17 protein-coding genes and 1 pseudogene are annotated in these 20,103 nt (G+C 39.3%); 13 read left to right on the top strand and 5 right to left on the bottom strand.

Features of this window, described 5'->3' with window-relative positions; genetic code table 11:
• Positions 1–153: 153 nt before the first annotated feature.
• The gene (locus J4Q03_RS04385) at positions 154–774 is read left to right on the top strand and encodes a helix-turn-helix transcriptional regulator (protein ID WP_426046989.1); all 621 of its coding nucleotides are present in this window, start codon (positions 154–156) and stop codon (positions 772–774) included.
• Positions 775–918: 144 nt separating this feature from the next.
• On the opposite strand, the gene J4Q03_RS04380 is transcribed toward J4Q03_RS04385, so the two are convergent.
• Entirely contained in the window at positions 919–1,305 is a 387-nt protein-coding gene (locus J4Q03_RS04380) for a hypothetical protein (RefSeq protein WP_426046988.1), read from the bottom strand.
• A gap of 51 nt (positions 1,306–1,356) precedes the next feature.
• Complete coding sequence (locus J4Q03_RS04375) at positions 1,357–2,736, bottom strand: MFS transporter (protein WP_426046987.1); 1,380 nt, start codon at positions 2,734–2,736, stop codon at positions 1,357–1,359.
• Between the two features lie 73 nt (positions 2,737–2,809).
• Between J4Q03_RS04375 and J4Q03_RS04370 the strand changes: the two genes are divergently transcribed.
• The 3 genes from J4Q03_RS04370 (at position 2,810) to J4Q03_RS04360 (ending at position 5,081) form a co-directional block, all read left to right on the top strand.
• On the top strand, positions 2,810–3,670 hold the full coding sequence (locus J4Q03_RS04370) for a helix-turn-helix domain-containing protein (protein WP_426046986.1): 861 nt from the start codon (positions 2,810–2,812) through the stop codon (positions 3,668–3,670).
• 155 nt (positions 3,671–3,825) lie between these two features.
• A complete protein-coding gene (locus J4Q03_RS04365) occupies positions 3,826–4,320 on the top strand; it encodes a MarR family winged helix-turn-helix transcriptional regulator (RefSeq protein WP_426046985.1) in 495 nt (164 codons plus the stop codon).
• Entirely contained in the window at positions 4,317–5,081 is a 765-nt protein-coding gene (locus J4Q03_RS04360; protein ID WP_426046984.1) for a hypothetical protein, read from the top strand. Before J4Q03_RS04365 ends, J4Q03_RS04360 begins: the two co-directional genes overlap by 4 nt.
• Before the next feature lie 9 nt (positions 5,082–5,090).
• On the opposite strand, the gene J4Q03_RS04355 is transcribed toward J4Q03_RS04360, so the two are convergent.
• A complete protein-coding gene (locus J4Q03_RS04355; RefSeq protein WP_426046983.1) occupies positions 5,091–5,717 on the bottom strand; it encodes an RNA polymerase sigma factor in 627 nt (208 codons plus the stop codon).
• A gap of 241 nt (positions 5,718–5,958) precedes the next feature.
• Between J4Q03_RS04355 and J4Q03_RS04350 the strand changes: the two genes are divergently transcribed.
• From J4Q03_RS04350 to J4Q03_RS04310, 9 genes are all read left to right on the top strand, one after another.
• Positions 5,959–6,903: a FecR family protein gene (locus J4Q03_RS04350; protein WP_426046982.1), complete on the top strand. Its 945-nt coding sequence runs from the start codon at positions 5,959–5,961 to the stop codon at positions 6,901–6,903.
• A 56-nt stretch (positions 6,904–6,959) separates the two neighbouring features.
• The gene (locus tag J4Q03_RS04345) at positions 6,960–10,268 is read left to right on the top strand and encodes a TonB-dependent receptor domain-containing protein (protein ID WP_426046981.1); all 3,309 of its coding nucleotides are present in this window, start codon (positions 6,960–6,962) and stop codon (positions 10,266–10,268) included.
• A gap of 297 nt (positions 10,269–10,565) precedes the next feature.
• Positions 10,566–11,879, top strand: coding sequence for a hypothetical protein (locus J4Q03_RS04340; RefSeq protein WP_426046980.1), 1,314 nt, complete (start codon positions 10,566–10,568; stop codon positions 11,877–11,879).
• A gap of 70 nt (positions 11,880–11,949) precedes the next feature.
• Positions 11,950–12,876, top strand: coding sequence for a T9SS type A sorting domain-containing protein (locus J4Q03_RS04335; protein ID WP_426046979.1), 927 nt, complete (start codon positions 11,950–11,952; stop codon positions 12,874–12,876).
• Positions 12,877–13,087: 211 nt separating this feature from the next.
• Positions 13,088–13,828 carry a hypothetical protein gene (locus J4Q03_RS04330; protein WP_426046978.1) on the top strand — a complete coding sequence of 247 codons (741 nt, stop codon included), beginning with the start codon at positions 13,088–13,090 and terminating at the stop codon, positions 13,826–13,828.
• Positions 13,829–13,842: 14 nt separating this feature from the next.
• Entirely contained in the window at positions 13,843–15,192 is a 1,350-nt protein-coding gene (locus J4Q03_RS04325) for a S41 family peptidase (RefSeq protein ID WP_426046977.1), read from the top strand.
• 34 nt (positions 15,193–15,226) lie between these two features.
• Positions 15,227–15,499, top strand: a complete 273-nt coding sequence (locus J4Q03_RS04320; protein ID WP_426046976.1) for a hypothetical protein — start codon at positions 15,227–15,229, stop codon at positions 15,497–15,499.
• 204 nt (positions 15,500–15,703) lie between these two features.
• Positions 15,704–16,426 carry a sterol desaturase family protein gene (locus J4Q03_RS04315; protein WP_426046975.1) on the top strand — a complete coding sequence of 241 codons (723 nt, stop codon included), beginning with the start codon at positions 15,704–15,706 and terminating at the stop codon, positions 16,424–16,426.
• A 175-nt stretch (positions 16,427–16,601) separates the two neighbouring features.
• A complete protein-coding gene (locus J4Q03_RS04310) occupies positions 16,602–16,901 on the top strand; it encodes a hypothetical protein (RefSeq protein ID WP_426046974.1) in 300 nt (99 codons plus the stop codon).
• Between the two features lie 105 nt (positions 16,902–17,006).
• Here J4Q03_RS04310 and J4Q03_RS04305 read toward each other — a convergent pair whose 3' ends face one another.
• Both J4Q03_RS04305 and J4Q03_RS04300 read right to left on the bottom strand, forming a co-directional pair.
• Positions 17,007–18,047: a phytase gene (locus J4Q03_RS04305; protein WP_426046973.1), complete on the bottom strand. Its 1,041-nt coding sequence runs from the start codon at positions 18,045–18,047 to the stop codon at positions 17,007–17,009.
• A gap of 4 nt (positions 18,048–18,051) precedes the next feature.
• A pseudogene (locus tag J4Q03_RS04300) lies at positions 18,052–19,974 on the bottom strand (TonB-dependent receptor); the annotation flags it as partial.
• Positions 19,975–20,103 lie beyond the last annotated feature (129 nt).

Here is a 20,103-nt window from a genome sequence, read left to right as displayed (position 1 = left end):
ATATATTTTAATAAAACAACTTTATTGTTGTTTTATTGTTCGCTATGTATTCAGTTAAATGTTTGATTATTATTGGATTGGCATTTAAAATTCAAGATTATAGAAAATGACTATATTTGTTGTACGAAAATAAAACAACCTAAATATTGTAAAATGAAGAAGCCGGCAGCAGACCGAATCCTGATGTTTTTAAAGATGAGAGGCGAGGCCACATCGCGTTTGATCTCTGAAGAGCTCTCCATAACCAAGGAGGGAGCAAGAAAGCATTTACTGAATCTTGCAGGGGAAGGACTGATCCGTTCTGTCGCAAAAAGTGAAGGCGTCGGACGGCCCTCAACCTTTTATATTCTTACTGAAAAAGGATTGTCGCAGTTTCCCGATTCCCATGCCGATGTAACGGTACAGATCCTCAGGTCTGTAAAAAATCTGTTGGGTGAAAATGCACTGGATCTGCTGATCAACGACAGAGAAAAAAATACGTACGAACGCTATGAAAAAGCTTTGGTAAAAGCAGAATCCTTAGAACATCGTTTAGAAATACTGGTAAAGGCCCGAAGCGATGAAGGCTATATGGCAGAATGGACCAAAGAAGGCAATGATTATTTCCTGATAGAAAATCACTGCCCGATATGTGCCGCCGCCACCGAATGTCAGGGATTCTGCCGTGCAGAGCTTTCCAACTTCCGGAACCTGATCGGCAAAGAGTATCAGGTGGAAAGAGTAAACCATATTCTTTCCGGCGGACAGCGGTGTGTGTATAAGATTAGTGGGTGATTTTAAGATAAAAGATAAAAGATAAAAGATAAAAGATCTTGTTGTTAAAATTCAATAGGAGCGGGCTTTAGCCCGCTTACAAAATATTCAATTCTAATTCATTTGGCTTTAGCCAAAACCTAAATAAGAATCCTTCCATAACAATCAGATCCATTTCTCAATAAGATGAAGCCAGCATGCTTTTTTCTCCCCGATCACAAAAACCGCTGATGATTTCCTGCGCGTCACTACAGCTCCGGTGGTCTGGATCTCAACGTACGAAGCCAGTCCATGGTTTTCTGTAGTCTGAATCTCAATATTTTCAATAATGATGCTTCGTTCCGGAAATTTACCGTAGGCTTCCGGAAGCCATTCTGAAAATGCAGTTAAAGTCACTGTATCACCATTGCCGGTGACCATTTTAAAATCTGCATCAAACCCGGACATTAGTTTTTTGTAAAGCCCGTTGTTGTCTTCTTTTCCATGGAACCACGCTTCAATATCTCTGTGGAATTCCTTGATTTCTGTAATGATTTTTTCTGTGTTATTCATAAGTTTAAATATATAATTCTTGTTACTGAAAATGATTAAAGTCTACTCATTTTATAATTTATTATGCTTCAAGAGCTTCTTATTGATGAAAACGCCTGCGACCTGAAAGAGTGCAATCATCAAAACAGCCAAAGCAAAAGCTTTCGGGAACCCCAGAGATTCAATGGTACTGAAAAATACAGTCCCGATAATGGTACCACCGGTTACACTGCCGATCTGTATGCTGATACTGATCAACCCTGAGGCCTGACCTGCCTTTTCTCTATCTATTAATGCAATAGCTTCCCGCATCATCACAGGCATGATAATACCATGACCCAACCCGGCCAAAAATAAGCTGATATCCATTTCTATCGAAGGTTTTTCCTGAAGATAAATGAATATTGAAGCCATTGAGAACCCTGAAATCAGGAGCCCCAAACCAATATAGATCATCGTATGTGAAGAATGTTTTATTCTCGAAATAAGTAATGGCCCAATAAAGAAAGCCAGTCCATAAGGAATAATGGCAAGCCCCGTCTCTACCGGGTTCCGGTTCAGAAACTGCTGTAGATAATATGGATAACAGATAAACAGACCTGATGTGAAATTATAAAAGAAAATAATAGACAGACATAAAACAAAGGGCTGGTGCTGCAAAAGATCAGGATTTATCAGTACAGGTTTGTTTTTTTGCATGGCTTTGATTTCATATCTGTAAAAAACAGTAAGCAGAAAAAGTCCGGTCAGTAAAAGCGCAAAGATCCACCATGCCCAATGGTATTTCCGCCCGAAAATAATAGGACATATGAGCATTAATAAGGAGGTGATTAATAATAATGCTCCGGTAAAATCAATAGGCTGTCTCTTTTCTTCCCGGTTATTATCCATGGTATAATGAATCCCTATGATACAAAGCAGCGTAACCGGAACATTGACTAGAAATACCGTTTCCCATGAAAATGCTGCCCAGTGCAGATTAAGAAGAAAACCACCTAACAATTGCCCTGCAACAGAAGCCAGTCCGAATACAGAACTGAATATACTTACCGCTTTAGGTTGCTCACTGCTGTTGAACAAAACCCTTATAGATGCTAAAACCTGCGGAGCCAGAAAAGAAGCTCCAACTCCCTGAAACATCCGGGAAATAATAAGAAATGTAATGTTCGGAGAGAAAGCACAGGCAAGAGAAGAAAGTAAAAAAAGGTACAATCCCAGGGAAAATATTTTCTTCCTCCCATATAGATCTCCCAGACGTCCTCCACAAACCACAAGTGCAGCATAAGTCAGACCGTAAATAGCAACTACCATCTGGAGTTGATGATCGCTGGCAGCAAAAGCCTTTTTAATGGAGGGAAGTGCCATATTGACTATAAAATAATCAAGTGGTGATAGAAAAGCCCCTGCTGTAAGATAGGCCAGTGCCTGCCATCGTTTGGGATAGATATTCATATTTTTTCTGCAAAATTAGCCTCTGATTGTACCTGTAAAATTGTACTTTTGGAGGAAAAATAAGTACTCAGGTATGAAAATGTTACAGATTGAACGCATTGATGTAAAGGAAATCCGGGTTTGCAAAGGACTGGTTCTTAAAACAAAAGCTTTTCTTTCGCTGGTTTATGTTTTGAAGGGGCGCGGAACACTCACCTATGACGAACGTACTATTACATTCGGAGAATCGAAGCTTTTTATTATCCCCCAACATCAGCTGTACCATTTTGAAAGCAGTGATGCGCAATTGATCGTTATAGAATGCCCGATTGAATTCATTGATAAAATAAGGCTGGAAGCTGACCGTATAGAGAGCTGCGAAAACCTTTACAAACTGCAATATATCAGTAATAATTTTCATGCGAGGGCAGGATGTGTATTCCGTAATAAAGATGATGAATGTTTTGCTGAAACCCTTATCCTACAGATTGCGAAAGAATATAAAAATAAAACCGATGATTACCTGATTATCCGGAACTGTATTTCCATTTTACTGAATCTTATTGCACGGAATATCATCGAAAGCGAAACCTCCGATCTGCCGCAGAACAGAACCGCTTTTTCTATCATGAAGATCATCACCTATATCCAGGAGCATATAAAAGATAAAGATAAAACCAGGATTCAGGTAATAGCGGATCATTTTGGGATTTCCAGGAATTATTTTGGAGAATACTTCAAACAGCATACGGGTGTTTCTTACCAGGATTATCTGCTGGATTATCGCTTACGGCTGGTGGAAACCTATTTAAAATACAGCAGTGTCCGGTTAAGTGAAATTGCGTACGAACTTCAGTTCAGTGATGAAAGCCATCTTTCAAAACTTTTCAAGAAGCACAGAAATATGACGCCTAAAGAATACAGAAAGAGTATTTTAAATAAACCTGATCACTAAAATATAGCCAGATTATCTTGATTTTTGATCAGGATCTCCTTTTGACTTCAAAAATTACTCTTTCCCTTTTTAATCACCATTCATTTGAAATAATTATAAAGTTAACTATATAGTTCCCTTTATAATTTATATATTTGTATTTAAATCATCAGGAAATGAATCAGGATTTTATTAAAGAATTAGGATATAAAGCACTGGACAGCAGATTAAAAAGAATAAGCGACCGGATGTCCCATGATGTCAGGAAATTTTATAAAGAGCAGAAAATAGATGTAGAACCTAACTGGTATCTTGTTTTTATGCTGCTTCAAAAAAATAAAGAAATGTCCATTATAGATATTGCAGAGCCTTTAGGATACGCCCATCCTTCAGTAGTCGTTATTGTAAAAAAAATGGCAGATAAAGGCTATCTGGTTATTAAAAAAGACCTTACAGACAAACGGAAACAGATGGTCTCGCTTACAGAAAAAGCAGTTAAAATGCTTCCACAGCTAGAGAAGGTGTGGGACAGCTGTGAGAAAGCTATCTTACAGGTTCTTTCCGATGATCTGGCAATTTTTACCTATCTGGACGGTATAGATTCACGTCTTAAAAACGAATCTTTTCACGACAGGTTTAAAAACGAATACTTAAAAACAAATATCGTATGAAAGCACTCATTTTTATTGCAACACTTCTTTTCTCCAGCCTGACTCTTTCTGCAGCAGAGACCAAGATTATGATCAGGGCAAAAGCAAGAGACGCCAAATTTATAGGAAGTTCTCTGGGAGGCGCCCATATTATTGTGCGGAATAAAGTAAACCGGCAGATCCTGGCAGAAGGGAATACAACCGGAAGTACAGGAAATACAGATCTGATTATGAAAGTAGCTAAAGCAAGGGGAGCTTCCATCACCGACTCCCAGACCGCTGGTTTTCTTGCATCCATAGATATTCATGAACCTACTTTCATCACCATTGAAATGATTTCTCCGCTGAACAATAAACAGGCACAAGCTGCGATCAGTACAGAGCTATGGCTGATTCCCGGAAAACATATTCTGGGTGACGGAATTATTCTGGAAGTTCCCGGTTTTATTATTGACATCCTGAAACCCAGGACCCATCAGTACATTCCTTTAAATACCATTAAAGGAAAACCTTTTCAGTTTCAGGCCAATATTGTCATGATGTGCGGATGTGTCATTGAAAAAGGAGGTGTCTGGAATTCCGACGAAATTGAAGTAAAAGGAATTCTTAAAAAAGACGATAAATATATCAAAGAGGTTACCTTATCACTCATCTCTACCAACCTGTTTGAAGGAACTGATATGCTGAATATCCCCGGAAATTACGAACTTACCTTATATGCCTACCACGAGAAATCTGGGAATACAGGAGTGGATAAAGTAAATTACGTAGTTTATGAATAACCGTAGTCTTTAGTACTTCGTCAGAATTTCCATCAGCATCAGGATAGATACCAGTTTTTTAGAAGACTGGTATTCCGGGTTCAGCTGTTCCCTTATTTCCCCCAAGGCTTTACTTAATTTATTACTTACCGTCTTATGGCTGATGCCCAGAGCTTCTGCAGTTTCATCAACAGACATATTTCTTCTGATTCTCATATCATACACGCTTTGCTCCGTCGTGGGAAGCTGAGAAACCACCTCATCAATCATAGATAATAAAGCAGAGATCTCATTTTCTTCAAGAATTTCAAAATATTCCGTATCCGATATATTCATTTCGCCGGTAGGATCATATTCATCAATACTAATGGTAGACGGTATCTTTTTAGAGCTGTTATAATGATCAATAATCCGGTAATGAAGATAACGCAGCAGGTAGCCTTTTGCACTTTCCGTGTCGTCGGTCTGTATAGAGGCCGTATCTTCCAGGATCTTTATCCAAAGGTTCTGCAGCAGTTCTTCAGACATCTCTTTGTCTCTCGTCCTCATGAAAACAAAACGGTAAAGACTGTCCCAGTACCGCTCATAGAGCAGCATGAATGCAGGACGGTCACCTGATTTTATCTTCTTTAATATCGTATAGTCTGTAAGCATCATATCGTTGGTACAAAATTACCTAAAGGAAAATTAACTTTTTATGAACTTTGGGGATTCTAAGATTAATTATTTCTGAAACATATCCCTGGAATGTGAATCAAATGTTGAGAAAACAGCAAAATAGGTTAAAAATGTTAACAAGTTGGTTTTAATATGAATACAATATTAAGAACCGCCTGGGGAAGTTTTTCATTTTCACAGTCTTATAGATAGAAGTATCTGTGAATACATGAAATATTTTATGAAAAGCCAAAAAAATAAGAATACTGCAGCTTTCGTTTTTAAGCTCTGGCAAAGAGAAGTTTCCGAAGGGGAAATTTCCGGAAAAGAAAATGAAATTTTAAACCAGTGGGAAACCCGCGCAGAAAAAGACCTGGACAGAATCCATATGAAGGAATCCAAAGAAAGGGTTTTATCTGCACTGGAACTGTATTTTATGAAGCCTGCGAAAGAAGCCCCTGTTCATTCACTGAAAAAATATGCTTACACAGCAGCGGCAGCAATTATACTTCTGCTGTCTTTAGGAGGAATCCTTTATACTGCTTTTTTTAAACCCGATACCTATACTTCGGGCCCGGAAAACCGTAAAGTTTACCTGGCAGACGGTTCAGTTGTAACTCTGCTAAAAGGTGCAGAACTTACAGTCGATAAGTCATTTCCTGCTTCCACGAGGATTGTGAATCTGAAAGGAGATGCCATTTTTTCTGTGGCCAAATCAAAAACCCATCCATTTATTGTACATGCGGACGGTTTCAGTACCAAAGTCCTGGGAACTGTTTTTAGAATTTCACAGTCTGGAAAAGATAAATCCGTACAGCTTTACGAAGGAAAAGTTGCTGTTTCCTATGCCGGAGTCCCCATTTCTTACCTGAAGCCTAATCAGAAATGGACGAATTTCGGGATAGCCCATACCGCAGCCGTGATTTCGATGATGAAAGATAAGAAACCTGGAAACCTGAAAACAGAGCTGCTGTCATTAAGCTTCAATGATGTTTCCTTTAAACAAGTGGCAGATGTGATGCAGAATAATTATAAGATCAGGATCCTGTATCCCAGGGAAACTGCAGAAAAGAGGATAACGGCAGATTTCACAGGAGGTTCAGCTGATGAAAACATGGAAGCGCTGGCCTTTATATTGGGACTTGAGGTACACAAAGAAGATGATGTATACACTCTGAAGAAATAGCATAAATAGAATTAACACTAAAAGAAAAATAAATTATTAAAAGAGAAATTGAACATATGAAAAGATTGAAATGCGGTCTTACCGTTGCGGCAGTATTCTTTACCGTAGCAGCTGAAGCTCAGGAACTGGTTCAGAAAGTATCATTTTCAGTGCCTGCAAGCAGACCTCTTATTGAGGTTCTGGAAGATTTTGCCGGAAAAACGGGAATGAGGCTGGCCTATTCTAAAATGGATATTAAAGAGCTGAAGGTAAAAGGCGTAAAATGTGAAAATACTTCTGTCAATAACTGTCTTAAAGATATTACAAACGGGCTTCCGGTGGCATTCCGCCTTCGTGGAGATCTTATTTCAATAAAATATGAAGGAACCGGTATTTCGGTAGCGGGAGACGGAAGAATCACCGGAAAGATTGTGGATGAAGTAGGAAATCCTGTAGCCGGAGCTGAAGTGACGGTTGCTAAAAAGACCGTACTTACAGATAATAACGGAGATTTCATGGTAGATCTTCCTTCCGGAATATATACTTTAACCGTAAAAGCTTCAAAATACAGCCCGCTGCGCGTAGAAAAACTTTCAGTGAACACTAATGAAACCAATACGGTCTCATTTGCCATGAAGCAGGCTCCCGATAAAATAACGGATATCAGGGAAGTGGTGATTACCGGAACCAGAAAAGCAGATACCCAGGCCGGACTTCTCGCCCAACAGAAAAAAGCGGCCCAGATGAGTGACGGGATCTCTGCCGAGCAGATCGCCAAAACTCCTGACAGCGACGTAGGAGGAACCCTTAAAAGAGTGACAGGAATAACGACCATAGATAACAAATATGTAGTGGTCCGGTCTATGGGAGAACGTTGGAATACAGCGGCTATGGACGGAATCAATCTTCCCAGTACAGAGGCTTACAACCAGAACTTCTCATTTGATATTATTCCTACCGCCATGGTGGAAAGCATTGTAGTAAGTAAAACGGCAACACCGGATATGAATGCCAGCTTTGCAGGAGGTTATGTGGAGGTAAGAACCAAAGATATTCCCAACGAAAACTTTACGACGGTAAGCATGGGAACTTCCTATAATGACCAGTCAGCATTTAAGGAATTTCTGACCCGTAAACGTGGAAAATACGATTATTTCGGATATGATGACGGCACGAGAGATTTCCCCAAAGGTCTTGAAGCAACAGACTGGAACAATCCTTTGTTTTTTGAACAGTCCAAAAAATTCAAAAATGATAATTTTTCCACATTCAGTACCACAGGGGATATGGGTTCCAATGTACAGGTAGCATTAGGAAGATCATTTGCACTTAAAAATAATAATAAATGGGGCTTTGCCGGAGCATTTACGGTAAGAAATGAGCAGAATAAGTTAGATATCGATCATACAGGAAGAGGAAACTGGCTGGACACCACAGCACCATACGATCCTAACTGGCAGGAGAATGGAACAAGCCCGATAGTATTTTACAATTTCAAAAATAAAGGAGCTTCATACAATTATAACTCAACATTGGCAGGAATGCTGAATTTTGGATTGCAGCTGGGAAAAAACAGAATTTCCTTCCGTAATTCCTACACTCATATTTATGATAATACGCTGACAAGAATAACCGGCTGGAACGAATATACAGGAGGAAGCGGAATGGCCGCCAATGCTGAAGCATCCTATAATTATTTCTATAACGGCATTATTCCCAATAATAATCCCGCACAGATCAAGGATCTGGATAAGCCCTATACCGACAATACTAATTATCCTATCTATCAGACACTTTTACAGAACAAGCTTGAGGGAAACCACAAAGTTGGAAATGCAGAAATCAACTGGTTTGCTGCAAGAACAGGAGTGAAATCTGATACCAAAGATTATACACAGTACCTGAGTCAATATGATTTCATTGGAGGTGAAATTCTTACCTATCATAATATATATAATTCAGCATCAAACTTTTACAGAGGATATATTGGCAATAAAGAAACAGATTATAATTACGGAGCTTCCCTTAAATGGAATGTAGATAAAGGAAATTTTAAAAATGACATTAAAGCAGGCTATGCCGGTGTTATAAAGAATAATACCAATCAGCAGGAGAAATTTTTTTTAAGAGTGGATGAAAACAGAGATGTTCCGAATAATGTAAAAGGCCTTTTAACGATGTATGGTTCTTTGTCCCAGTGGTTTGATGGTTCCAAATATGTTCCCGGGGGAATAGGCTGGCAGACCAGACCTCTGTACAAGGATAACAAATACGAAGGGAAAGTAACCCAGAATGCCTTTTATGTTATGTTTGACAACCGCTGGAAGAATAGATTCAGGTTGGTTTGGGGAGTTCGTGCAGAATATTTTAAATACGACCTTATTTCTCAGCAATTAGATCTTTCGGATAATCAAACGGTTACAAAAGAGCCGATAGATGATAAACCGTGGCAGTGGATGCCTTCCGTGAATTTTACGTACAGCCCGACCAATAAAATTAATGTAAGACTTGCCTACAATAAAACGGTAATCCGTCCTCAGTTTAATGAGAGAACAGGGCTGCCTTATTTTGATCCGGTAGCCAACGGTCTGATTTATAATACGGAAATGACCTCATCGGTAGTCAATAACTATGATTTCAAGTTTGAATGGTTTCCCGGCCTGGGAGAAATATTCTCTGCCGCACTTTATTACAAGGACATCGACAGGCCTATTGAGCGTGAAGGACGTCTTTCGAACGAAGGAAACCTCTTCCTGTACAACGGAAATTCTAAAAATGCAAAACTGAAAGGAGTAGAAGTGGAAGTCCGGAAAAATCTGGGGTTTATTGCTGAAGAATCTTTTCTGGAAAAACTTTTTGTAAGCGGAAATTTCACCTATAATACGACAAAGATAATCGCTTTCAAAGATCAGTATAAAACAGGAGACAATGGAGAAACCTATGAAGTGGAAAGACCGCTGTACGGGCAGACTCCTTATGCCTACAATTTAGGAATGACCTATGATGGAGGCCGTTTAGGGGCCAGCTTTTTATACAATGCCAAAGGTGATCAGTACATCACGGTAGGATATGATTATAACGGAGAAGAAATACAGCGTCCTTATGCTGTAGCAGATGCCCAGATTTCTTATAAATTCCTGAGGGACAGGAATCTGGAAGTGAAATTTAACGTCAGAAACCTTTTCAACAGAGTTAAAGAGTTTTATAACAATTTCAATTCCTATTCAGTACCCAATGGATCAGGAGGAAGCAACATATCTACAGACAGGGAGGCCTGGAAGCTTCTGCCGGGAGCCACTGATAAATATGACAAAGATATCGACAAGATTACATTCCGGGCTTATAGCGGAAGGATATTCGGTTTAAGCGTGAATTATACTTTTTAAAGACATTAAAAAAACAGAATAAAAGAGCTCATTGATGCAATGTACAGGTTTCGGAATCCTGGGCACGAGCCGGATCAATACTGATGATGCGCACAGCAGTACCGGATCAGATAAAAACCGGACGCTGTTGTTTTTTTCCGGACAACAGCGGATAAGCAGGAAACCCCGGCAGGACAGCTCCTCCTGAAATGCAGGGTGAAATAAACCAAATCGCAGGAATATAGAGGCGGATATTCCTAAATATTAAAATTTCCGGTTATTAAAATAACATTACTGGATCTATTAAAAATTATAACAATGAAAAAACTAACTTTAATTGCTGTTGCAGCATTATCTCTTACTGCGTGTCAAAATGATCATTTAGCGGATTCTTCTACACCATTCGAAATGCAGTCTGCTTCTGCTGAATATATTACAGCTTCTTCACTTCCGGTAACAACCGTAAGTGGTGACATCACTACCAACACTACATGGAGCGGTGTGGTAGAACTTAACGGTATCGTTACCGTAAAGAATGGTGCTAAATTAACAATCCAGCCAGGAACTTTCATCAAAGCAAAACCAAACACTACGAATACCCCTACTGGTGTTCTTGTGATTTCTAAAGCTGGTAAAATAGATGCTACCGGTACAGCGACACAGCCGATTATTTTTACAAGTTATAAACTGTTAGATGGAGACGAAAATACAACGGCTGCTCCTGGTGACTTTGGTGGTGTGATTGTTTTAGGAGATGCACCTGCAAATACACCTGATACTAAAACTATCGAAGGATTAAACGGTTCTGATTTCTATTACGGAGGTACCAATGCAGCTCACAATGCTGGAATTTTAAAGTATGTTCGTATTGAATTTGCCGGATTCGATCTTTTAGCTCCAAACTCAGGAAATGAGATCAACGGTCTTACTTTGGGAGCTGTAGGAAACGGGACTACTTTAGACCACATACAGGTATCTTACGGGAAAGATGACTCTTTCGAATTCTTCGGAGGTACTGTGAATGCATCTAATCTTGTTTCTTTTGCTCCGGATGATGATAACTTTGATTTCGACAACGGATATACAGGAACAATTACTTGTGCCCTTGCTTTAGCAGACAACAACTCTACACACAGTATTAGTGGTGGTGTTTCCGATACCAACGGTATTGAGCTGGATAACAACTCAACGGGTACAGCTACACCGCTTATTACAAATCCTGTGATCAACAACCTTACTATCGTAGGATCTCGTACTAACGTGTTATATTCTTCATCAACACCTTCAGGACCATTATATGAAAATGGTATCCACATCAGAAGAGCAGGAAAATTAACGTTGAATAACGCTGTAGTAACAGGTTATCCTACAGGAATCAAAGTAGAGGGAACAGGTTCTGAACTGTCTTCAGCTTCTACTTTAAACACCATCAAAGTACACGGATTTACAACTTCTGTTACAGGTGCAGGAACTGCAGGAATCCCTGCTGCCAACCTACTGGTAGGAAGTACAGCTTCAGCTTGGGGAATGACTCAGCCATTCTTCAACGTAGGACCATGGAACGTGGCTCCTAGAAACTGTGGAGACTTCCAGGGAACTTGGACGAAATATAACTTCTCTATTGTAGAATAATTTTAAATGCAGGGGAAGCTTCCCATGTCTTTCCCTGCTTTTATTTTTTTAATCTCTAATAATCTGTATTATGAAAAAATTATTTTTATTATCTGTTGTATTGCTTTCACAGGCGGCTGCTGCGCAGTCTCTGGTATGGAGCAATTCTTTTGATACCCCTGCTGATCTTCAGGGATGGACTGCTCATGATCTGAACAATAATGGAAACGGATGGGTTCAGGGACAGAATATTTATTTTAACGGGACCAATGCCCTTACTTATGGTACTGCAGGAGTTCTCCGATATTCAGTAAGTCTGGTTCCAACCGGAAATGTTGCAGGTTTCGCTACTGAAAACGACTGGATTATTTCGCCGCCGATTGATCTGCAGGGCGCATCAGGAACAATCAGCCTGGCGGCTTATATCGGAAGACAGAGAACAACCCATTTCAATGTAGGGCGTGATCTTTTTATTTATGTGAGCACCCCTCAGAAACCGGTTCCGGAATTGGCCGATTTTCAGGCTATGACAGTCGACGTAGACGGGAATGATATGCCAAGCCCTTACAGCATCATTGCAGGAACTGTGGCTAACCCTTTTCCTAATGATTTAACTCAGTTTAACGAAAGTATTGTTGATATTTCAGCCTTTGCGGGTAAAAAGATCTATATCGGAATATGGTCTAACAGAAAGCCAAGCGGTAATAATCTCCAGAATATCAATATCGATGAAATGGCGATTTATGCTTCCACATTCCTGGACACAAAAGATGTAAAGAAGAAAGAAAATTTAACGAAAATCGAAGAAAATCCGGTAAAGGAATTCCTTCAGCTACAATTAAATCCAAGTTTTAAAGAAAATATGACGGCGGTTTCTATTTATAATGTGGCCGGACAGAAAGTACTTTCAGCTCAATACAGCAGATCTGTTAATGTAGCATCATTGCAGTCCGGAATGTACATTGCTGAAGTTTCTGACGGGAAAACAACGGAGAAACTGAAGTTTATAAAAAAATAATCACCGTTTATCCACCCAGCCTTCAGAGTATTCTGCAGGAATTAACCATGAAAACTTAATAGATCAAACAGGTTTAAAGCTTCCCCGCAAAAACCGTTTGATCATAAACATATCCAACTTAGTTTTTTTTTATAATTATTATGTTGTCCCGTACTCTCACCGGGCGGGACAACATTTTCTGAGTTAGATTTTTTAATTTAAAATAATATAAATGAATAAGTTCATTGCACTCGTATTTTTTACATTACTTGTTTCCTGTTCGGATGGCAGCGTGATGCAGCCGTTTGATAAATCACAGAAACCCGCTGAGGTGACTATCAAAGGGTATTCCAAGCCGGATGTCATCCAGCTGAGACTGAACGGGACCCCCGTATCTATTGACGGAAACACTTCTTATACCAATAAAATTGAGACCAGACTTGATTTCGTTCTGGATGAAGGAGAAACAAATAAGCTTGGAATCTACAATAATGAAACAGGGGCCGAAATTGCCCGTTACAATATCACTTACGACAATGTCAGTGATTATAAAACCCTGAATTTTTTCAATCTTCCGGGTATTTTTCTTCAGGCATCCGCTGTTAAGCCGCAGATCAATCTTGGAAAAGTAGGCTTTGAATTTATTTTCCCCAATCTGGGTGAATACTCAGGGAGTTCACTTTCCAATGTAAAAGGGGTTCTGAAAAGGGAAAACGGAACCGTGCTTGCAGAATTTGCCGATATCGGAAAGAAAAATTTTACTGAGGTAAAGATCTATAATTTTTTCAGCAATATAGCTCCTGTCTATCTTGAACTGTATAAACCGGACAGCTCTGTGCCGTATACCGGAACTGAAATCATTAAAGTAAAAATAAAACAGGATATGGGAGCCAATCTTATCATTCTTCAGGAAAAAATGGAAAATGGAGCCTTCACTGTTAAAGGAGAGATTGATGTGGTAGATTATCTGTAATGATGGGCAATTGTATGAAGAAATATTTTAATTTTCTATTGCTGCTCTCGGCAGTCTCTATCTTTATCTTATCATGTAACCGTAATGATGATGAGGGCCTTCCGCGTTTCCCGGAAGGAAGCAGGGAGTCTGTAAACCAATGGGTGCAGGACAGCATGAAAAGATACTATTACTGGGCAGACCAGATGCCCGCCAAACCGGATTACCATCTACCGGTGAAGGATTTTTTTAAGAGCCTTTTATCCTCACAGGACAGGTTTTCATTTGCTGTAGACAGTAAAGACCCTTCTTCCTATCCGCGTTCTGTCCGGAATATGTATGGCTTTGATTATACTGTTATAAAGCTCGCTAATGGCAGTGTTGTAACCACCGTAAAGCTTGTTATGAAAAACTCTCCGGCATTCAATTCCGGCCTGGAAAGGGGGATGATCATCACGAAGATCAATGGTAAAACGATTACCGCGTCCAATGCGGAAGAACTGACGTCATCAATTAAAGATCAGACGGTCATAGAATTAACAGTTGGAAGGTGGGAAAATGATACTGTTGTACATGAAAAGAACATCACCTTCTATTACGGGTATTCCTTTGAACAGCCTCTGGAATCTAAAATATTTGAAAAAAACGGAAAAAAGACAGGATATCTTTACATTTATGATTTTCCGGACGGAATGACTTCTGTTCTGAATCAGAAGTTCGCCGCATTCAAAGCAGCCGGAATACAGGATCTTATCATTGATATCCGGTACAATTATGGAGGATCTGTGGCTTCAGCAGCGGCACTTTGCTCACTGATCCCTTCCGGCATTTCCTCGTCCTCTCCATTTATTATCTATAAAGGGAATAAAAACGGAGGTGAAGTGAAACGGACATTTGCCCAGCAGATCAGCTATGATGCTAATGCCCTTGACTTTAATACTCTGCGTGCGAATGCTCTGGGACTGGGTAAAGTTTATATTCTTACCTCAACCAGTACGGCATCTGCTTCGGAGATTGTGATCAATAACCTTAAACCTTATATGCAGGTCATTCAGGTGGGAGGTGTGACATTGGGGAAAGATATGGCCGGATTTATGGTGGAAGACAAAAGAAACCCCAAAAAAATATCGTGGCAGCTTCATCCGGTGATTTATAAAGTGTTCAATGCAAATGGGGAAGGAGCTTACAGCAATGGGATTCCTCCACAGATTGCAGCCGGTGAATATGCTTCGCTGCCCTTGCTTCCCCTGGGAGATCCGGAAGAAACCTTGATTTCATCCGCCCTGAACACTATTTATTCAAAATCAGCAGGCAAGAATGCTTTGGACCAAAGTGTTAAGATTTTATTTCAGAGTGATACGCCTTCTGCAGCCATCGGAAAGTGACCATTTTTAAATTTTAATACATAAACCAACAGCCATGCAGGGAATAGAACCAAAATTTCACAGCAGCATTACAGACCGTATGGAATATTACCGTGGTCTGCTGAAAAAAGCAGCCGGAGATCCGGATATTCAGCCTTCTGAGATGATTTCAAAGGTCTCGGAATTAAGTGAATTATATGAGGATTATCTGGCTCAAAAGAAACAACTGGAAAGAAGCATAAAAAATTACAGACAGTATCACAATGATCTGCGAAAACAACTGACCTTACGGGTCCGGGAATTGAAAAGAAAGCAGAGACAGAAATAATCTTGTTGCTTCCCATTCATTTTGCGAAACAAAATAACGGCTTCATCTGCAAAATCTGCGAGAGATCAGAATGGTCATAAAATAAATCACGCAGATTTTGATGAAGCAGATTGTCATAACGCCTTGTATTCCTGGATTTGTGAAGGCTTGATATTTAAAGAGGAAATTCATACATTTATGAACTTAGTTTACAGGTGATGATATATGGTTCTTAATTGGCTTGATTTTTCCGGTTATTTAAAGATATTCTGGCAGTTTTCATGGCTGCAGTGGATCATATTCAGTATTTTATCTAATGTATTTCTGTGTTTGTTCTCAATAGGACTTTTTCAGTTTATTGAAAAGACATGCCCTAAACAGCAGCTTCAGAAGGGGAATCATCCTGTCTCCGGATCGGATTTTTATCTCTGCTTGCTCACGGTTATCTGCAATAGCTTCGTTATGCTTTTAGGAGCTTTTTTATGGAAAATCAACTGGATCAGCCTCAATCAGGATCCTTCTGGGGTTTCAGTTTTTCTTGAAACCATTACCTTGATTCTTCTGATGGATCTTTTGATGTACTTTTTTCATTATGCAGCCCATCAGCCTTTTATATACAAAAAATTACACGCAAGGCATCATGAACATGTAAGCACCAATTTTCTGAGTCTTTTCGTACTGCATCCTTTTGAAACCATTGGTTTTGGATTCATGATCTTAGCCCTGTTGATGGGCTATGATTTTTCTATTCAATCCATCAGTCTTTATTTAATCATCAATCTTATCTGGGGAACGATAGGCCACCTGAACCGGGAGTTCTTTCCGGCGTCGTTTGACCGTTTTTTTGTAGGAACAACGAGATTTCATAACCAACATCATCTGGTTGAGAATAAAAATTTTGGTTTTTATACTTCGGTCTGGGACAGGGTTTTTGGGACGTATCGGTGATGAATTAATGTAAATAGCCATGTAGAAAACAAACGTTTTAGACGATTTTAAGTCTAATTGGAAATGCAGAAATTCCAGAAAAAAAGTTTCTAAAATATGAGAGTTATGATAAGTCAACTGGAAAATCGGCTTATTACTATGGATATAACAGAAAGGAGATTTAAAAACAGATTAAATGAAAAACAATATAGAAATTCAAAAAGAAGATTTAAAAAAGATTCTTTTCATGTTAATTGATCAACTGGATAACTTCCCAACGGATAAGTTTTCATTAGAAAAGGATTTATACTGGAGTATTCCTGATGATAAATTGTATAATGCATATCAAGAGCCACAAGATTTAACTATGGGGAGTTTAGTGGAAGATTGGGAGTTTCTGCAGAAAATTTTAAGAAAAGAAAGAGAAGTTTTAGGATACGATTTTTATAAAGTATCCGGCATATTAAAATCAATAGGACAATCCTCAATTATTTAATAGTTGTCTAAGAATAAGCCTTGTCAAGGTTCGAACCTTGACAAGGCTACTCTGAGACTTAGCCGGGTATTTATTACTCCTTAATGATTCAAAAACATCACATTTTTAATTTCCTGTTTTTGCCGCGTTCACCTGAGCTTTTATCCTCTCCTCAATCATTCTCCAGTCATAGAAATGAAAAACCCTTCCATTGCTCATAGCGACAAATACTCCCTTTGGAAAATCCGGTCCCAAATTTACATTCGTAACTTCTGAACCGTCACTTTCACTGGTGGAAACAGGAATCTCGGCAATCCTTCCTTTGGTGGGATCTTCTCGCAGATACACGTTAAAAGTATCTTTCTGCTGGTTGGAGACCAGAATATATCCTGTTTTTTCTGAAGTAGGATAGATAGAGATTCCTTCCACATCGGACTTAAAATCACCTTTTCCAAACACCAGAAGTTCCTCATTTCCTTTGTCCGGATCTGCATAATACTGATGTACCCCAAACTGCTCGTCAGAATAATAGATGTAGCCCATTTCATCATCTACAGCGATACTTTCAATCTCTTTCAGACCACTGTATTTTCCGAACTTCCGGATAACTTCACCTGTTATTTTTCCTTCTTTCTCAGAAAGCTTATACTGCCACAGGTAGCCATCGGCCGGTCCGGATTTTCTTCCCACAACAGCATGTATTTCTCCTGATGCAGGATTTCGGTACATAGAAATTCCCATCGGGTCGCGCTCCGTTTCGCCATCAAATACTGTAAATCTACCTACTTCCTTCAAGTCAGGAAGGCTGTAAAGCTTTACCGTATTGGTTTCCCTTTCCGTAACAGCAGCAATATCTGTTTTCTTTCCATTCAGCATAAAGCCGTATTCCATATCTACATTGTTCGGCCGTTTTAATCCTAAAACTTTATTGACGATTTTTCCATTCAGGCCAAAGGCATACAGTCCTCCGTCAGTATCCTTATCTGTGCCGATAATAATACTTTTGGAAGCATCCGCAGGATTGATCCAGATGGCAGGATCATCCGTATCATGAACTACCGTTTCTGTAATCACGGAAGGGTTTATATTTTTTCCTAAATTTTGCGTGCTGCAGCTCACCACAAAAGGTAAAACTGATATCGCTATAATAAATGGTAACTTTTTCATACGTTTAAAAATCAAATTTCAATCCTAAAGTGAATCTCGGTTTATAGTATTCCACCTGTGCAGTTCTGCTTTGGATACCCTGATAATACCGTAACGGTTGATTCGTCAGATTATTGGCTTCGGCAAAAACTCTGAGCTGGCTTGTAATTTTATACGATGCATTGGCATCAAGGAAAACCTGCTTGTCATAATAACGGTCTTCAAATGATTTCCCACCCAGTTCATCGATATAATCAGATGCATAATTCATAGAAACCCTTGCCGAGAAACGTTTGTTTTCCCACGAAAGAGATCCGTTGAACATATGCGGAGCAGCTCCCGGAAGACCTACATCTGTTCTTTCTACACCATCTTCATTTGTGATTCCTTTTGCTTTGGATTTGGTATACGTATAATTGACATATACTCCAAGACCTTTCCAGAATGCTCCCGGAATAAAGTCGAGCTGGCGCTGAAGAGCTACTTCAAAACCATAAATATCTACATTGTCACCATTACGCTGCTGTGTAAAGCTCCAGTTATTTTCTCCGGCAGGAATAGGATTGGACTGTCCTGCAAAATCATTCGAAAAATCACCCGATGTATAATTTCTTCTCGAATAGGTATAAATAAAATCCTTAAGGTTCTTATAAAAAATACCTCCCGAAAGAATACCCACAGATTTAAAATATTTCTCTGCCATAAAATCAAAATTATAAGCATACGTTGCCTTTAAATCCGGATTTCCTGCCGCAATGGTCTCATCCCCTGAAATAACGTTAAGATAGGGAACCAGTGAATAATAATTCGGACGGGCCAAAGCTGTTGTAAATGCTGCACGCAATATAAGATCCTTGACAGGGACATATTTGAAGGATACATTCGGAAGCACATTGGTATAGGTGTTCGTACGGTTGATCTTTCCTGCCAGATCTTCCTCATCCAGTACATAATTTCCGGTATAATCAATTTTTGTGGTTTCAATACGGGCTCCTGCAATCATTGAGAATTTGTCGCTGAAATCCTGGTCCCATCTGATGTATCCGGCATAGATATTTTCTTTTGCGGTATAATTGCTGGAAAGGAATTCTTCAGGCTTCATTTCACCTGTAAATAAATTAGAATTAAAAAGATCCAGGCCACCGATGTATGACGGATTTACGAATGTTCCCGGAACGTAGTTTCCAGGCTGGAAGTTGTGACCGTCAAAATGAACAGTAGGAACAGATAACAGGCTTCCCATATCATTCAAAGGCTCAAATGCATAATAATCATTGTTCCGTTCTTTTTCCTTTAAACGTAGACGTAAACCTGCACGAAGTCTGCCTTTCTGGTTTTCGACCACAGAAAACGGAAAACGGACATTGACCTTTGCCCCAAATTCTTTTTCCTGTGTAAAATTGTTGGAATCTGAAAGGTCACTTAACTCATAAACGCCTAAATTGTCAGCAGAAAGGGGAGTGATCATCGGTCTTTCCGGATCGCTGAGGTCTGAAGAGAAATTCATCTTTCCGTTCTCAAACTCTATATAACGTTCATGAGGTTTCTTTTCACTGGCCGTTGCATAGTTCATGGACCAGTCAAGATCAATCTTCGAGCCCAAAAGATGTTCTCCTCTTAAAGCATAATTCTGTACCTTCTGTCTTTCCAGACGTGTGTTGTCATTATCTGCATCTCCGCCTTTATTCTGCCTTGTAATACTGCCTTTCCAGCCTGTAATTTCAGTTTCATCGTCATTATAAACCGGCTTTATTTTATAACCCAAGGCAAACCTGTTTTCCTTATCGGTTCTGAAATTGTACATGGCAGAAGCATAGATCTTGTTTTTGGAATTGAATTCATAATCCATATTCAGATCAAAACTGTGTCTTATGCGGTGCACGTTATAATAGCGGACTCCCATTTTGCTGATGTAAACAGTCTGTGCGGGATCATCTGCAATGCTCCATGTGAACTTGCAACTATTTTTGAGACAAAATTTATATACTCTTTATGCTACATTTTTAGATAGATTAGACATTAAATTTTGATACTCTTTTATGGTTAAATTCCCTAAAGCCGAATGCCTTCTCTGAGT

Source organism: Chryseobacterium sp. NFX27, assembly GCF_049887855.1.
In the GTDB taxonomy this organism is placed as follows: Bacteria; Bacteroidota; Bacteroidia; order Flavobacteriales; family Weeksellaceae; genus Chryseobacterium.
Note: the sequence above shows the minus strand (reverse complement) of the source record. Positions and strands in the feature narration are given on the sequence as shown.

Coding starts and splice junctions, on each gene's coding strand:
- J4Q03_RS04330 (WP_426046978.1), top strand. CDS start 13,088: ATGAATAAGTTCATTGCACTCGTATTTTTTACATTACTTGTTTCCTGT.
- J4Q03_RS04350 (WP_426046982.1), top strand. CDS start 5,959: ATGAAAAGCCAAAAAAATAAGAATACTGCAGCTTTCGTTTTTAAGCTC.
- J4Q03_RS04355 (WP_426046983.1), bottom strand. CDS start 5,717: ATGATGCTTACAGACTATACGATATTAAAGAAGATAAAATCAGGTGAC.
- J4Q03_RS04385 (WP_426046989.1), top strand. CDS start 154: ATGAAGAAGCCGGCAGCAGACCGAATCCTGATGTTTTTAAAGATGAGA.
- J4Q03_RS04380 (WP_426046988.1), bottom strand. CDS start 1,305: ATGAATAACACAGAAAAAATCATTACAGAAATCAAGGAATTCCACAGA.
- J4Q03_RS04305 (WP_426046973.1), bottom strand. CDS start 18,047: ATGAAAAAGTTACCATTTATTATAGCGATATCAGTTTTACCTTTTGTG.
- J4Q03_RS04335 (WP_426046979.1), top strand. CDS start 11,950: ATGAAAAAATTATTTTTATTATCTGTTGTATTGCTTTCACAGGCGGCT.
- J4Q03_RS04375 (WP_426046987.1), bottom strand. CDS start 2,736: ATGAATATCTATCCCAAACGATGGCAGGCACTGGCCTATCTTACAGCA.
- J4Q03_RS04310 (WP_426046974.1), top strand. CDS start 16,602: ATGAAAAACAATATAGAAATTCAAAAAGAAGATTTAAAAAAGATTCTT.
- J4Q03_RS04360 (WP_426046984.1), top strand. CDS start 4,317: ATGAAAGCACTCATTTTTATTGCAACACTTCTTTTCTCCAGCCTGACT.
- J4Q03_RS04365 (WP_426046985.1), top strand. CDS start 3,826: ATGAATCAGGATTTTATTAAAGAATTAGGATATAAAGCACTGGACAGC.
- J4Q03_RS04320 (WP_426046976.1), top strand. CDS start 15,227: ATGCAGGGAATAGAACCAAAATTTCACAGCAGCATTACAGACCGTATG.
- J4Q03_RS04315 (WP_426046975.1), top strand. CDS start 15,704: ATGGTTCTTAATTGGCTTGATTTTTCCGGTTATTTAAAGATATTCTGG.
- J4Q03_RS04340 (WP_426046980.1), top strand. CDS start 10,566: ATGAAAAAACTAACTTTAATTGCTGTTGCAGCATTATCTCTTACTGCG.
- J4Q03_RS04345 (WP_426046981.1), top strand. CDS start 6,960: ATGAAAAGATTGAAATGCGGTCTTACCGTTGCGGCAGTATTCTTTACC.
- J4Q03_RS04370 (WP_426046986.1), top strand. CDS start 2,810: ATGAAAATGTTACAGATTGAACGCATTGATGTAAAGGAAATCCGGGTT.
- J4Q03_RS04325 (WP_426046977.1), top strand. CDS start 13,843: ATGAAGAAATATTTTAATTTTCTATTGCTGCTCTCGGCAGTCTCTATC.